We start from the raw sequence: 14,623 nt of genomic DNA on the forward strand, positions 1-14,623 counted from the left end.
CACGATGGATTGGGTGAATATTGCTTTCTACATCTTTTCGGCTGTCGCAGTTGCAGCAGCCGGTGCCGTGATCAGCGTGCGTCATCCGGTGTATGCCGTCTTGTGTCTGATTCTGACTTTCTTTTCGATGGCCTGTATCTGGTTGCTCGTCGGTGCCGAGTTCCTCGGAGTGACTCTGGTGTTGGTGTACGTTGGCGCGGTGATGGTGCTGTTTTTGTTCGTGGTGATGATGCTGGACATCGATACCAGTCGATTGCGCGAGGGGTGGGTCAGATATTTGCCGGTTGGCGTGTTGGTGGCTGGGGTGATGTTGGTGCAGATGGTGGTGTTGATTGGTGTGAAGCTGCGCACAGCGACGCCGTTTCCAGTCGATAATGCTGCTGCTCAGGCGGCTGAGCATTCCAATCTCACGTGGTTGGCTCACAGTCTGTTCAATGACTTCTTGCTGCCGTTCGAGTTTGCTGCTGTGATCTTGACGGTGGCCGTGATCGCTGCAGTGATGCTGACGCTGCGCAAGCGTGAGGGTGTGAAGAGTCAGGATCCGAGTCAGCAGACCCGGGTGAGGGCTGCTGATCGCCTGCGTATGGTGCGGATGCCGGCTGAAAAGCCCGCGCCTGTAGTGCTGATCCAGAGTGATAGCAACGATGCACAGGAGATGAAGCCGTGATTAGCCTGGGTCATCTTCTTGCGTTGGGAGCGGTACTGTTTTGCATCAGTCTCGTGGGTATCTTTCTGAATCGTAAGAATGTCATCGTATTGCTAATGTCCATCGAGCTGATGCTGTTGGCGGTCAATGTCAACTTTATTGCCTTCTCTCGCCAGCTTGGGGACACGGCGGGCCAACTGTTCGTGTTTTTCATCCTGACCGTGGCTGCTGCAGAAGCGGCCATTGGCCTCGCGATCCTGGTCACCCTGTTCCGTACCCGCCACACGATTAATGTGGCCGAAGTCGATTCTCTGAAGGGCTGATCAGCAGATGGATATCACTCTCTCCAAGAATGTGCTGATTGCTGTGGTGCTTGCACCACTACTTGGCAGCATTGTCGCCGGCCTGTTAGGGCGCCAAGTCGGTCGCAAGGGGGCACAGTGTGCCACCCTTCTCGGCGTTGCTGTCAGTTGTGCGTTGTCGTGTTGGACGCTTTACCAGCTCATCGGGCAGGGGGCGGCGCCGTTTAATCAGAACCTCTATACCTTCTTCCAGGTCGGTGATTATTCTGCCCATGTCGGCTTCATGATCGATCGGTTGACGGCGATGATGATGGTCGTAGTCACTTTTGTGTCGCTGCTGGTCCATGTCTATACCATTGGTTACATGGCAGAAGATCCGGGGTATCAGCGCTTCTTCAGTTATATCTCGCTGTTTACTTTCTCGATGCTCATTCTGGTGATGAGCAACAATTTTTTGCAGTTGTTTTTCGGTTGGGAGGCGGTGGGACTTGTCTCTTACCTGTTGATTGGTTTCTGGTTCAAGCGGCCGACGGCGGTGTTTGCCAACATGAAGGCGTTCTTGGTGAATCGTGTCGGCGACTTCGGCTTCTTGCTTGGCATCAGCCTGGTGCTGTACACGTTTGGCACATTGGATTATTCGGTGGTCTTTGCCAACGTGGCTAGCCTGATGGGGCAAACCACTAACGTGTGGAGCGGTGACATCAATGTGTTGGGCAGGGTCATCCACGTCATCGAGCCGTTGAACTGGTCGACGGCTACGTTAATGTGCATGTGCTTGTTTATCGGTGCGATGGGTAAGTCTGCACAGATTCCGTTGCACGTGTGGTTGCCTGATTCGATGGAAGGACCCACGCCTATTTCAGCGTTGATCCATGCGGCGACGATGGTGACGGCAGGCATCTTCATGGTTGCACGCATGTCGCCGTTGTTCCAACTCAGTGAGAGTGCGTTGCAGTTCGTACTGTTCGTCGGTGCCACGACCGCATTTTTCACCGGATTGATCGGCATCGTGCAGCATGACATCAAGCGTGTGGTGGCGTACTCCACGCTATCGCAGTTGGGTTATATGACGGTGGCGCTGGGTGTGTCGGCGTATTCGGCGGCGGTGTTTCACCTGATGACCCACGCCTTTTTTAAAGCACTCCTGTTTCTTGCGGCTGGCTCGGTGATTATCGGTATGCATCATGAGCAGGACATGCGCAAGATGGGGGGGCTACGCAAGTACATGCCGATCACCTATATCACCAGTGTGATTGGTACGCTGGCTTTGGTGGGGACGCCGTTCTTTTCTGGGTTCTATTCGAAGGACACCATTATTGAGGTGGCAGCGCACCATGCTGAGCAGGCCCACAGTTGGGTGGCGACTTACGCTTACTGGGCGGTGCTTGGCGGTGTGCTGGTGACGAGTTTCTACAGCTTCCGATTGTTGTTCCTGACCTTTCATGGTGAGGAGCGTTTCCGCCGTAGCGGAGCCGAGCACGCGCATGGCAGCGATGCGCATGTACAAGAGCCAGATGGACATGAAGAGCATGCGCATGGTGTGCATGAGCCGCACGAATCGCCCTGGGTGGTGACCTTACCGCTGATCTTGCTGGCGATCCCTTCTATTACGTTGGGCTTCTTCACGATTGGCCCGATGCTGTTTGGTACGGACTGGGCAGGCCATCATGCTGTTGAGGCGATCAGGGGTCAGGCTGTCTCATTCTTTACAGGCATTATTGATTTTTATGATCCGGCACAGGATCCCGTTGCTATTTTGGGTGAGGACTTCCGTGGACCGGTGGCTTTTGCGTTGCATGGTGTGATGTCGTGGCCATTCTTTCTGACGGTTGCTGGCTTCCTGCTTGCCGTGTTGTTCTATCTGTGGAAGCCGGAATGGCCAGTAAAAATGCGCCAGATCTTTTCGCTACCGGTACGCATCCTGGAAAACAAGTACGGCTTTGATAGGGTGTGGATTGACGGTTTTGCAGGATGTGGTGTCAAGCTTGGTAAGGTTTCGCGTGCAATCGATATCCATGTGGTGGATGGCGTTTTGGTGAATGGTTCGGCACACCTGATCGGCTTGGTGGCGCGTGTGCTGCGTCGCACGCAATCTGGTTTTGTCTATCACTATGCCTTCGCAATGATCATTGGCTTGATCGCTTTGTTGGCCGTGCTGATGTGTTTTTGGCGTTGATCTGTTACGGAATAAGAATACGTGTCGAACTGCCCTCTACTGTCTATCTTGATTTGGCTGCCGATGATTGGTGGCATCTTGATTCTGGCGTTGCGCAACGCCCATGTTGCTCGTTGGGTAGCATTGGCGGTAGCGCTGGCTACTTTTGGATTCAGTCTGCAACTGTTGAATGGTTACGATGTTGCTAAAGATGCGTTGCAGTTTGTTGAGCAGCATGTCTGGATCCAAACGTACAGTATTGGTTACAACCTTGGTGTGGACGGTATCGCGGTGGCGCTGATCCTGTTGACCACACTAGTGACGGTATTGGTGTTGATTGGTGCCTGGAGTGCGATCGACAAGCGTGTACCCCAGTATGTGGCGGCGTTTCTGATTCTTGAAGGTGTGACAATCGGTATTTTCGCGGCGACCGACGCGATGCTGTTCTATGTGTTCTTCGAGGCGATGCTGATCCCGATGTTCCTGATTATCGGTGTCTGGGGTGGCCCACGTCGGATCTATGCGGCGATCAAGTTTTTTCTTTATACCTTTCTCGGTTCTGTGTTGATGTTGGTTGGCTTGATCTACCTGTATTTGAAGGGTGGTAGTTTCCAGTTAGTTGATTTGTATGCGATGCAGCTCAGCGCCAAAGAGCAGACGTGGTTGTTCTTTGCGTTCTTGATTGCTTTCGCGGTCAAGGTGCCGATGTTCCCTGTGCATACTTGGTTGCCGGATGCTCACGTGGAAGCACCCACTGCAGGTTCGGTGATCCTGGCGGCCATTGCGTTGAAAATTGGTGGTTACGGTTTTTTGCGTTTCAATTTGCCGATTGTTCCGGATGCCAGCCACGAGTTCGCTTGGGTGGTCATCGCGTTGTCGTTGATTGCAGTGATCTATGTCGGCTTGGTTGCATTGGTGCAGGAGGATATGAAGAAACTGATTGCCTATTCTTCGATTGCGCACATGGGCTTTGTGACATTGGGGATCTTCATTGCTTTCACCTTAGTCCGTGACTTTGGTAATACAGATGCGGTACGCCTTGGGCTACAGGGGGCAATGGTGCAGATGATTTCCCACGGCTTCGTCTCTGGTGCGATGTTTACTTGCATTGGCGTGCTGTACGACCGCATGCATACCCGCCGTATTGCTGATTACGGCGGCGTGGTTAATGTCATGCCATGGTTTGCGACTTTTGCCATGTTGTTCTATATGGCAAATGCGGGCTTACCGGGAACCAGTGGTTTCGTCGGCGAGTTCATGGTGATCCTGGCCAGTTTTCAAAAGCACCCACTGGTGGCTTTTGGCGCAGCGACGACACTGGTGATCACCGCTGCCTACACACTGTGGCTCTACAAGCGCGTGTTTTTTGGCAATGTGGCTAATACGCATGTGGCCGAATTAAAAGACATTAATATTCGAGAAGCTTCCGTACTCGTGCTGTTCGCGATTGGCGTGCTGGCGTTGGGTCTGTATCCCAAGCCGCTGACCGATTTGATGGATGTGTCCATCGCTAAGCTCACTACTCAGATTGCCGTGAGCAAGCTGTGACCGGCTGCCGCAAGATTGATTTCAGGATTCGATAATGAACACGCCGACATCTGCGTTGAACATCGCCGATCTGGCTCCTTTGTTGCCGGAGCTGGTACTTCTCGGTAGTACCTTTGCCTTGTTGATGATCGATCTGTTTATCAGTCAGGCGCGGAAGGTGTGGACTCATTTTTTCTCGGTTGCGATTTTGGTGGGTGTGTTGTCGATGTTAGTCGCCGGTGTTGGCGGACAGGGAGATGCTTTCCATGGCATGTTTGTCCGGGATATCGCTGCCGATGTGATGAAAGTGGTGATTGTCTTGGTTAGCGGTCTGAGCTTGGTTTACGGGTGGAGTTACTTGCGTGAACGCAACCTGTTCCAGGGTGAAATCCCAGTGCTCGTGCTGTTTGCCACCTTGGGCATGATGGTCTTGGTGTCTGCCGGTCACTTGCTGATGGTCTACCTTGGGCTTGAACTGTTGGCGCTGTGTTCCTATGCGCTGGTTGCGGTCAATCGCGACAGCAGAATTTCGACTGAAGCAGCAATGAAGTACATCGTGCTTGGTTCGTTGGCTTCTGGTTTGCTGTTATATGGTATGTCGCTGATTTACGGCGCCACTGGCACACTCAATCTGTCCGGTATCAGCGATGTGATCCATGGTTCCTCGGAAAAGACTTTGCTCTTGACTGGCACGGTGTTTATGATCGCCGGAGTGGCTTTCAAACTTGGTGCTGCGCCGTTTCATATGTGGTTGCCTGACGTTTACCAAGGGGCACCGACACCGATTGTGCTGTTTATCAGTTCGGCGCCAAAGTTGGCCGCGTTCGGCATGGTTTATCGGCTACTGGAAGTGGGTGTCGGTCCATTGGCACCGCAGTGGCGCTTGCTGTTTGGTGGTCTGGCGGCGCTCTCCTTGCTGATCGGTAATCTGATGGCCATTGCGCAGACCAACCTCAAGCGGATGCTGGCTTATTCGACGGTCTCCCATGTCGGTTTTTTGATGATGGGTGTGGCTGGTGGTGGCATACGCGGTTATTCCTCAGCCATGTTCTATGTGCTGAGTTACGCCATGATGTCTACTGCTGCGTTCGGTGCGATCATTGCACTGTCACGTCGTGGTTTCGAGGCGGAGAACATCGACGATTTTAAAGGGCTGAGCGTGCGCAATCCTTGGATGGCGGGTCTGGTCCTATGTGTGATGGCTTCGTTAGCGGGTATTCCGCCCTTCTTAGGATTCTGGACTAAATTGGCTGTGCTCGGTGCCGCCGTCCAGGGCCACATGCTGTGGCTGGCGATCCTGGGGGTGATGTGTGCAGTGATTGGTGCTTATTACTATCTTCGGGTGATCAAAGTGATGTATTTCGACGAGCCGGTCGGTGAGCCGCTGCCGGTTAACGATGATCGTGTCCTGGGGGCGATACTAGGTATCAATGTGTTCGCCCTGTTGGCTTTAGGGATCCTTTGGAATCCGATCATCGATTGGTGTCAGAAGGCATTCGCGCATCTGGCCTGAAGATTGGGTGCATCTTCTTATTTTTATTCTATTGGGCTTGATAGAGGTGTGGCCTTGCTTCAGAAAAGTTGTTCTGAAAGCTGTGATCAGGGCAGGCCAGAGTGTGGACGATGAACACTGTTGCTCCAATCCTTAGATGAGTTGGTTTTAGGGGATCAGTGTTGCTTGGGATTCGATGTCTTCTGTTGGTAGGTATTGCGTGAAACTCCAGGTGGTGCTGGCTTGAGTGCAGTGCAGTCAGCCGGAAGTCAGCCGTCTGCAAATGGGCTACCTGCAACCTGGGTGGGGACGACGCTTGAGTGTGCAAGCGTAGTAGTAAGGTGAAGACGTGTTGCTATGGCAGCGATCACGTGTGGCCCTTATTCCATGTGTAAGCCCCCGTTGACGGCGTAGTCGGCACCTGTGACGTAGGCGGCTTCGTCTGAAACCAGCCAGGCGCACAGTGCGGCCACTTCTTCGGCTTTGCCCAAGCGCCGCATCGGTACCGAGTTGGCGAGACGGTCGAGTACGTCGGGGGGGAAACTGCTGATTGCGGCACTGGCAATATAACCGGGGGAAATAGTATTAACGGTGACGTTGCGGGTAGCGACCTCTTGTGCAAGCGCCCGAGTGAAGCCGTGCATCGCTGCCTTTGCAGTAGCGTAGTTCACTTGCCCGATTTGACCTTTGTGCGCACTGACCGAACCAATGTTGACGATGCGTCCCCAGTTGCGTGCGGTCATGGCGTCAATCACTTGTTTGGTGATATTGAACAGTGCATTGAGGTTGCTATTGATCACTGCGTTCCAGTCTTCACGGCCCATTTGTCGGAACAGCATGTCGCGGCTGCCACCGGCGTTATTGACCAGGACGTCGATCTCGCCGACTTCGGCTTTGACTTTGGCAAAGGCAGATACTGTTGAATCCCAATCAGCAGCATTGCCTTCGGAGGCGATGAAGTCGAAGCCAAGTTCACGTTGCTCACGAAGCCAGTGGGCTTTGCGAGGCGAGTTCGGACCACAGCCGGCAACCACGGTATGGCCGTTGCGTGCCAACTTCTGGCAGATTGCAGTGCCGATACTGCCCATGCCGCTGGTGACGTAGGCGATGCGGAGGGTCATACGAGATTCCTTGAAGAAATTGAAAGTAGGCGTGCGGATACTGGATGGAAAGCCAAGTTCAGGCGGCCAGTGGGTAAAGTGCAAATAACAGGCTACCGAGCAGCAGCAGCATTGAGATTAACACTGCCCATTTCAGGGCGAAACGCTGGTGGTCGCCGAAATCTACTTTGGCAAGCCCGGCGAGCAGATAGGTAGAAGGTACGAGTGGACTCAGCAGATGTACTGGCTGTCCAGCCAATGAGGCACGTGCCATTTCCAACGGGGTAATACCGTAGTGGCTGGCGGCTTCGGATAGGATCGGCAATACGCCGAAATAGAAAGCATCGTTGGACATGAAAAAAGTGAAAGGCATGCTGGCGATGGCAGTAATCACTGCCAAGTATGGTCCCAAGCTGTCTGGGATGAGTGCCAGAAAGCTGCGTGACATGGCGTCAACCATTCCAGTGTTTGACAGGATGCCTGTGAAGATGCCTGCAGCGAAAATCAGCGAGACGACCGACAGGACGTTGCCCGCATGATTAACCACACGACGGCGTTGTTCTGCCAGGTTTGGATAATTGATCAGCAATGCTAATGCGAAGCCGATCATGAAGAGCACCGGCATCGGCAATATGCTAATCACTAATCCGGTCATCAGCGCTACAGTGAGTGCAAAATTCACCCACAGTAGCTTGGGTCGCTTGATATCCTCAGCATCGCCTTCGACGGTGGGTAGTGCATCTTCCTCGTCGGACACCGTGTTGCCATTCCAAGTACTGCCGCTAGGCAGTTTGGCTACACCCAGACGTTGACGTTCCTTCAGGCCCAGCCACCATGACAGCATCAGAATGCCGATGATAGCGATGCCCATGGCCGGAATGAGTGGGATGAATATATCGGCTGGATCGACATGCAGCGCAGTGGCTGCGCGCGCGGTTGGGCCACCCCATGGTGTCAGGTTCATCACTCCGCCGGCCAGGATGGTCACGCAAGTCAGATTCAGTGCGTTCATACCGAGGCGCTGATATAGCGGCAACATGGCCGAGACGGTGATCATGTAGGTGGTTGAGCCGTCACCGTCGAGTGAGATCAGCAGAGCCAGGATTGCTGTACCCATGACGATCTTCAGAGGATCGCCTTTGACTATGCGTAGGATACGTCGCGCGAGCGGATCGAACAGACCAGCGTCGATCATCACCCCGAAATAAAGAATGGCGAACATCAGCATCACGCCGGTTGGCGCGATTTTCTTGATACCTTCAAGCATCATGTCGCTGATGTGGGTGCCGAAGCCGCCGGCCAACGCGAACACGATGGGTACGATGATCAACGAGACCAGCGGCGAGAGCCGTTTGCTCATGATCAAATACATGAAGGTGATGACCATTCCGAAGCCGAGCACAGTCAGCATGGAGAATTTCCTTGGAATGTTGCAGGTGGGAGACGGTAGCATGCCGTTATGGTGCGTGTGTCGCACCTACTACGGCGTAGCGTTCGGCTATTAGTGGGTATTTTGACGTATGTGTTGGTGCTGTGGGGCATGCTAGAAGTCGTAATGCAAACGCCCGGTGATCGCCCGGGTATGGTCTAACGTGGTGCCGGCCAGATGGTCGCGATTATGGCTGTCGATCAGGTTCAGCATCAGACGCAGGTTAGGCTTGAGATACCAGTTTGCTCCCAGTGTCCAAGAAGCGGTGGAGACGTTGAGGAAATCGGGTTGGCTGTTGCGGTGCTGGGTGCCCCACATGCGATCATAGCGTAGTGCCAATTCTAATGCTCCACGTGGATGATGCAGCGCTTTGATTCGTGTGAATCGTCCATTCTTGCGGTCGTAAGCACGGGATTCACCCGTTACGAACCAACTGACAAAGCCATAGGCGGATTGCACTGTAGCGCGTTGCATGCCGTCGTCGAATATGCCGCCGATATACTCACTTTGCCATGACAGTGGTCCGCGCACTTGCGCGTATTCCAGTGCCCATTTGTTTACTTTGGTATCGCGACCATCGGCGAAGCGTGCCAGTGTCACGCGACTGTTATCGGAGAGATGCCCAGCCGGGCGTGGGCGGATGCTTAACGCGGTCATACCGTCACTGCCGGGATGATCGTAACGCTCGTGTGCCAGAGACAAACCAAGATGCAGCACGTCGCCTTCTCGTACTCCCGGTGACCAAGTCCCACGGCCACCGAACGCGCGTCCGTTCACGTTGGAGACATCGATGCTATCCAGGCTGTAGGCGCTCACCTCCCAGGTGGTGTTCTGGCGAGCGGCTTGCCATGACACCGCCTTGTGATACTGCGGTGCTAGTGTATTGGCCGCTCCACTACGTTCCAGGAATTGCCCGTAGTCAGAGCCGGTGCGATCGTCCAGGCTGAAGTACTGTTTGAACTGCCCGATGGTCAGTGTGCCGGTCTCACCAAAGCGGCGTCTGAGATACACATCCTTAATGTCGATGTTTTTGCTTTTGAATGCGTCCTGCAATTGGGTGAAATCACCTTCGATCTTGTAGTCGAAGGCGAAAAATTGACCAGTGACATCCAGCCAGAACCTGCGGATCTCGGTATCGTTACGATTTGGAGGCCCGCGATCATCGTTGTCGAATCGGGCAAAATCCAAGTGAAGGCGGCCCCCTAATTTGGCAGTGACAGTGCGGTCACTGCCATCAGCCGCGTGGGCGGTGGAGGCGGCTAAGCTCAGCAGTAGGTAGATAAAAATAGTGTGCAGGCGTCGCATCGCCACATACCCTCCTATGTGTTGTGTGGTGTGTAAAACTTGGGCAAAACCCCAAGTGAATGCATGCAGGTTAGGGGGGCGAAGCTGTCATCGACCTGTCAATGACTCTGATGCACGGACAGACATTGCACATGAAGATCGATGGGTGACTGCGTTGAGATGCGACCGCTGGTCTTTATAACCTGCTTGGATGTGATGAGATTCGATGCGCTTATTGTTGGTTGAGGACAATGCTGATCTTGCTGATGCGATTGTACGGCGCATGCGCCGTAACGGGCATGCGGTGGACTGGCAGTGCGATGGCTTGGCGGCTGCTGGGGTGTTGCGCTACCAGCGTTTTGACTTGGTGGTGTTGGATATTGGGTTGCCCAATTTGGATGGGTTGCAGTTGCTGAATGAGTTGCGTAGGCGTGGCGACACTACACCGGTGCTGATGCTGACGGCGCGCGATGCCATTGAAGATCGCGTGTGTGCGTTGGATGTCGGTGCCGATGATTACTTGAGCAAACCATTCGACTTCCGTGAGTTCGAGGCGCGTTGCCGTGTCTTGTTGCGTCGTAATCGTGGCAATGCTAGCGAAGTGCTGCGGATTGGCGGTTTTGAGTTCGATAATGCGGCGCATCGCATCAGTTTGAATGGTGAATCGATCAAGTTGCCCAATCGGGAGTACCGTCTTCTGGAGATTTTGATTGGTAGGCTGGGTCACATGGTGGGTAAAGACGAGATTGGTAACAGCTTGTTCAACTTTGACGACAATGCCGGGCCGAATGCGATTGAGCTTTATGTGGCGCGGTTGCGTAAGAAGCTGGAAGCTGCACCGCTGCGTATCGTCACGGTGCGTGGTGCAGGCTATCTCCTCGAACCGATTGTCGAGGATTTAGGGAATGAGGCGTGAGGTTGACGGTGGTTCGATCCGCCGTACGTTGTGGCTGTATCTCGGCGCATTGTCGATGATCAGCACGGTGGTCCTGTTCTTTACCGCGCGTGACTACGGTCAGCGTGCGGCTGACCGTTCTTACGATCATTTGTTGGTGTCCTCTGCACTATCGATCTTGGGCAGCGTATCCCTGGTCGATGGACGGTGGCAGGTGGATTTGCCGTACGTGGCGTTGGACTTGTTGTCGATGGCACCTGAAGACCGGGTCTTTTACCGTGTTTACGATGTACATGGGCGCGTGATCACCGGCTATGGTGACTTGCCGTTACCACCACGTGTGCCGCTGGCCGGGGCTGTGCCGCTGCTGTTCGATGCTGACTACAGTGGCGAGCGGGTGCGCTTCGTCGCGGTGGCACGGACTTTGGCTTCGGTTTCGACGCAGGCTGAGGTGCGTGTCCAGGTTGGCCAGACCCGGCACGCACGTGATGCGTTGGCGCGTGAAATGGTAGTGAATGCGTTGCTCGTGATTGCGGTGCTGACGTTGTTGACCCTGGCCTTGGTTGCGCTTGGTGTGTATCGCGCGCTGTGGCCGTTGCGTCGGATCGAGCGTGATTTAGCGCAACGCCAACCCTCGGATCTGAAGCCGTTAACCGCTGCGCCGCCGCAAGAAATGGCACAGATGGTCGGTGCGCTTAACCACTTTATGGAGCGGCTGTCCAGCAGCAATGAAACGTTGCGCGCGTTTATGGCGGAAGCCGCGCATCAGATGCGTACACCGTTGGCGGCATTGCGTGCGCAGGCGCAGCTTGCATTGGAGGAAGGCGATGCGTTCGAGCTGCGGCGTAGTCTGACGGCGATCGAGCGTAATGCTTGCCACATGAGCCGTTTACTTAACCAGTTGCTCAGCGATGCCAGTGCGATCCATCGTACCCAGGTACAGCGCTTTGAGACGGTAGATCTGCTCGAGTTGATCCACCAGGCACTGTATGAAGTGATGTCACATGGGGAGGAGATGCTACGTGTGCAGTGGGCGCTTGATCCGCAGCCAGCATGGGTACGTGGTGATCCACTGTTGCTGCGTGAGGCTCTAAAGAATTTGGTCGACAATGCTTGTAAATACGGCGGCGGCGGGTTGCAGTTGGCATTGACCAGTGACGCAGATGCGTGTGTGTTGACATTAGCTGATCAAGGTCCTGGGATTCCCCCCGCTGAGGCTGAGCGTGTGTTCGAGCGTTTTGTGCGTGGTGAGCATGCACCCCCAGGTGGCGCGGGTCTGGGATTGGCGATCGTCAAACGGGTTGTTGATAACCATCGTGGCCGTATCGATTTGTCCAATCGCATCGGTGGTGGTCTGATTGTCACACTGCGTTTTCCCAGGGTGCACCCATGATGGTTCGTGTTGCCCTCTTACTGCTGTTGTCGACCTGCCATGTGCTTGTGTGGGCGCATCCTGGTGAGATGCGGCGTTTTGCAACGAAAGGGCCTGTTACTGCGCAACTGCACATTCAAGCTTCGAATGACGTGGAGGTGTTTGCCGCGGTGATGACGGATTACCAGCGCTTGCATCCGGGGACCGAAGTGATCTACGAGGAGGTGATTGCCTCGGAGATATACGATCGTTATCTGCATCTGGCGCCAGGCCAGCCACCACCGGATCTGTTGATCAGTGCGAGCATGGATTTGCAGATCAAGTTGGCGAATGATGGCCACGCACTGGCGTATCGTTCACCGTTGACCAGGACACTTCCGGACTGGGCGCAGTGGCGTCACGAGGTGTTCGGGATCGGTTACGAACCAGTGGTGATTGTCTACAACACTCGACGGCTGCCATTGGTGCAGGTGCCACACACGCGCCATCAGTTGCTTGCGTTGCTGCGTACACCTGACGCGCCGTTGCGTGGTCGGATTGGCACCTACGATGTGGAACGCAGTGCGGTTGGTTACCTGTTTAGCACTCAGGATACGCAGCTTGGCAGCATTGCTGGCGCATTGTTGGAAGCGATGGGTGATGAGCGGGTGCAGTTGGAAGCACGCACGGGGACACTGTTGGATCGTGTCGCCAGCGGCGAGCTGCTGCTGGCCTATAACGTACTTGGTTCGTATGCGCAGGCGCGCATGGATGCTGGTGCGCCTGTGGGTATCGTGCAGCCTGAGGACTACACCCTCATGGCATTGCGTACCGCGCTGATCCCGCGTGGCGCGGTGCATGTGTCCGAGGCGCAGCGTTTCCTGGATTACGTGTTGTCAGTGCGTGGCCAACGGATACTTTTGCGTGAGGCACGGCTGCTGCCGGTTTTACCAGCGAGTGATCGCATCGTGTCACTGTTCCGCCCAATTGCACTTGGACCAGGATTGCTTGTTTACCTAGATGCGCTCAAGCGTCGTCACTTCCTTGATACGTGGCGCAGTAGCATGTTTCAGCCCCGCTGAGTGGTGGGTGCATGAATGTACGCCGTGCGGTGTGCATTGCACTTTAATCAGGTGTCTGCCGATCATGGCATCGATCGTGGGGCGCAGACGTAAGCAGGATGAGTGGTTCCGGTGACTGGGAGCACGCTCTTGATGATCATCGCGTTCGATCTGTCCCTCGACATTGGAGCAGGAGGATCCTTGGATGCGTGCATCGGGCGCTCACTTGCAGAGCGTGTTGTGAGTGTGCTTCCGGATGTTAGCCAGCGATAGTGTCCAGACGGCCCGTAGTGTAGTTGCTGACGGTGCTGAGATGGCTGAGTTTAGGGTGCTGGTGTTGTGGCGATGACCCACTCAAACGTATCTTGCTTGGGTTCGAATGTGTCCGTTGGGGATCTAGGCTCAATGGATTGGTGCGGTTGGATCGATGTGGTGTTTGCTTTCAATGCCAAGTGCTTTGTTGGCGGGCTTTCCTGGTGGTGTCCGGCAGTGATGGTCATTGCTCATGCATGTGTGTCACTGGTGTGTTGCAGCCATGTCAGCATGTGTACATCACTGCGGTAAGGTATCCTGTGGTGTGGTAGGTGTGTGTCAATAGATAGTTGTTGACATGATGACGGTCGAATAATTAAGAGGGCATCGATGAGGTGTCTCTTCTCTAAACTGGAGGAGGATACTGTTGTTGGATTGGGCTGCCTTGCGAGTGATCATCGTGCCAGACTGCGCATATGAGTGAGCTGTTGATCCTGGTGGCTGATGACCATCCACTGTTTCGCAATGCGGTGATTCATGTGCTGCGTCAAAATCTGCATGGTGCCAAGGTGCTGGAGGCTTCCAGTACCACTACGCTTAGTGCAGCGTTGCAGGCACACCCGCAGATCGAGTTGGTGTTGTTGGATTTAGCGATGCCAGGCGCCCGCGGTTTCTCGGCGTTGCTGCACGTGCGTGGCGAGCACCCGGATATTCCGGTGGTGGTCATTTCCTCTAATGACCACCCACGGGTGATCCGTCGTGCGCAGCAATTCGGTGCTGCCGGTTTTATTCCCAAGTCGTCACCGCCAGAGACGATTGGTGAAGTGGTGGCGACTGTGCTGGATGGTGGTACTTGGTTCCCGCCGATGTTGGTGGCGTGTTCGGAAGCCGATGCCCAGTTGGCAGTCAAACTGGCACGGTTGACTCCACAGCAATTCCGGGTGTTGTTGTGCTTGGCTGATGGCCTCTTAAACAAACAGATTGCCTATGAACTGGGTTTGGCGGAAAACACAGTCAAGGTGCATGTGACGGCCATCTTGAAGAAGTTGGAGTGCTATAGCCGTACCCAAGCGGCGGTGTTGGTCAAATCGCTTGAACCTGAAGCCTAGGTGCTGCTTCTAAACGCGGT

General features: G+C 54.5%; 12 protein-coding genes. 9 read left to right on the plus strand and 3 right to left on the minus strand.

The window, feature by feature from the left end:
- Nucleotides 1-4: 4 nt before the first annotated feature.
- Genes PLS229_RS01480 through nuoN form a run of 5 tightly spaced genes read left to right on the plus strand, consistent with a single transcriptional unit; the run spans nt 5 to nt 6,143 of the window.
- A complete protein-coding gene (locus PLS229_RS01480; protein ID WP_038270860.1) occupies nt 5-667 on the plus strand; it encodes an NADH-quinone oxidoreductase subunit J in 663 nt (220 codons plus the stop codon).
- Entirely contained in the window at nt 664-969 is a 306-nt protein-coding gene (gene nuoK / locus PLS229_RS01485; RefSeq protein ID WP_038270798.1) for an NADH-quinone oxidoreductase subunit NuoK, read from the plus strand. Before PLS229_RS01480 ends, nuoK begins: the two co-directional genes overlap by 4 nt.
- 7 nt (nt 970-976) lie before the next feature.
- Entirely contained in the window at nt 977-3,124 is a 2,148-nt protein-coding gene (nuoL, locus tag PLS229_RS01490) for an NADH-quinone oxidoreductase subunit L (protein ID WP_038270797.1), read from the plus strand.
- Between the two features lie 21 nt (nt 3,125-3,145).
- The gene (locus tag PLS229_RS01495) at nt 3,146-4,651 is read left to right on the plus strand and encodes an NADH-quinone oxidoreductase subunit M (protein ID WP_038270796.1); all 1,506 of its coding nucleotides are present in this window, start codon (nt 3,146-3,148) and stop codon (nt 4,649-4,651) included.
- 34 nt (nt 4,652-4,685) lie between these two features.
- Complete coding sequence (gene nuoN, locus PLS229_RS01500; protein ID WP_038270795.1) at nt 4,686-6,143, plus strand: NADH-quinone oxidoreductase subunit NuoN; 1,458 nt, start codon at nt 4,686-4,688, stop codon at nt 6,141-6,143.
- Between the two features lie 359 nt (nt 6,144-6,502).
- Here the strand turns inward: nuoN and phbB are convergent, their stop codons facing one another.
- The 3 genes from phbB to PLS229_RS01515 all read right to left on the minus strand — a co-directional run bounded on the left by phbB (nt 6,503) and on the right by PLS229_RS01515 (nt 9,956).
- Nucleotides 6,503-7,243 carry an acetoacetyl-CoA reductase gene (phbB, locus tag PLS229_RS01505; RefSeq protein WP_038270793.1) on the minus strand — a complete coding sequence of 247 codons (741 nt, stop codon included), beginning with the start codon at nt 7,241-7,243 and terminating at the stop codon, nt 6,503-6,505.
- Nucleotides 7,244-7,301: 58 nt separating this feature from the next.
- Entirely contained in the window at nt 7,302-8,633 is a 1,332-nt protein-coding gene (locus PLS229_RS01510) for a CitMHS family transporter (RefSeq protein ID WP_038270792.1), read from the minus strand.
- A 132-nt stretch (nt 8,634-8,765) separates the two neighbouring features.
- Nucleotides 8,766-9,956, minus strand: coding sequence for an OprO/OprP family phosphate-selective porin (locus tag PLS229_RS01515; protein ID WP_038270791.1), 1,191 nt, complete (start codon nt 9,954-9,956; stop codon nt 8,766-8,768).
- A gap of 205 nt (nt 9,957-10,161) precedes the next feature.
- Here PLS229_RS01515 and PLS229_RS01520 point away from each other — a divergent pair, with 205 nt between their 5' ends.
- The 4 genes from PLS229_RS01520 to PLS229_RS01535 all read left to right on the plus strand — a co-directional run bounded on the left by PLS229_RS01520 (nt 10,162) and on the right by PLS229_RS01535 (nt 14,603).
- Nucleotides 10,162-10,851, plus strand: a complete 690-nt coding sequence (locus PLS229_RS01520; RefSeq protein WP_038270790.1) for a response regulator transcription factor — start codon at nt 10,162-10,164, stop codon at nt 10,849-10,851.
- Nucleotides 10,841-12,223 (plus strand): sensor histidine kinase, encoded by a 1,383-nt coding sequence (locus PLS229_RS01525; RefSeq protein ID WP_038270789.1) that lies wholly within the window; start codon nt 10,841-10,843, stop codon nt 12,221-12,223. Before PLS229_RS01520 ends, PLS229_RS01525 begins: the two co-directional genes overlap by 11 nt.
- The gene (locus PLS229_RS01530) at nt 12,223-13,263 is read left to right on the plus strand and encodes an ABC transporter substrate-binding protein (protein WP_038270858.1); all 1,041 of its coding nucleotides are present in this window, start codon (nt 12,223-12,225) and stop codon (nt 13,261-13,263) included. Before PLS229_RS01525 ends, PLS229_RS01530 begins: the two co-directional genes overlap by 1 nt.
- A gap of 707 nt (nt 13,264-13,970) precedes the next feature.
- Nucleotides 13,971-14,603, plus strand: a complete 633-nt coding sequence (locus PLS229_RS01535) for a response regulator (RefSeq protein ID WP_038270788.1) — start codon at nt 13,971-13,973, stop codon at nt 14,601-14,603.
- The last annotated feature ends 20 nt before the right edge of the window (nt 14,604-14,623 follow it).

Origin of the sequence: Xylella taiwanensis, from assembly GCF_013177435.1 — a bacterium.
GTDB classification, from domain to species: Bacteria; Pseudomonadota; Gammaproteobacteria; order Xanthomonadales; family Xanthomonadaceae; genus Xylella; species Xylella taiwanensis.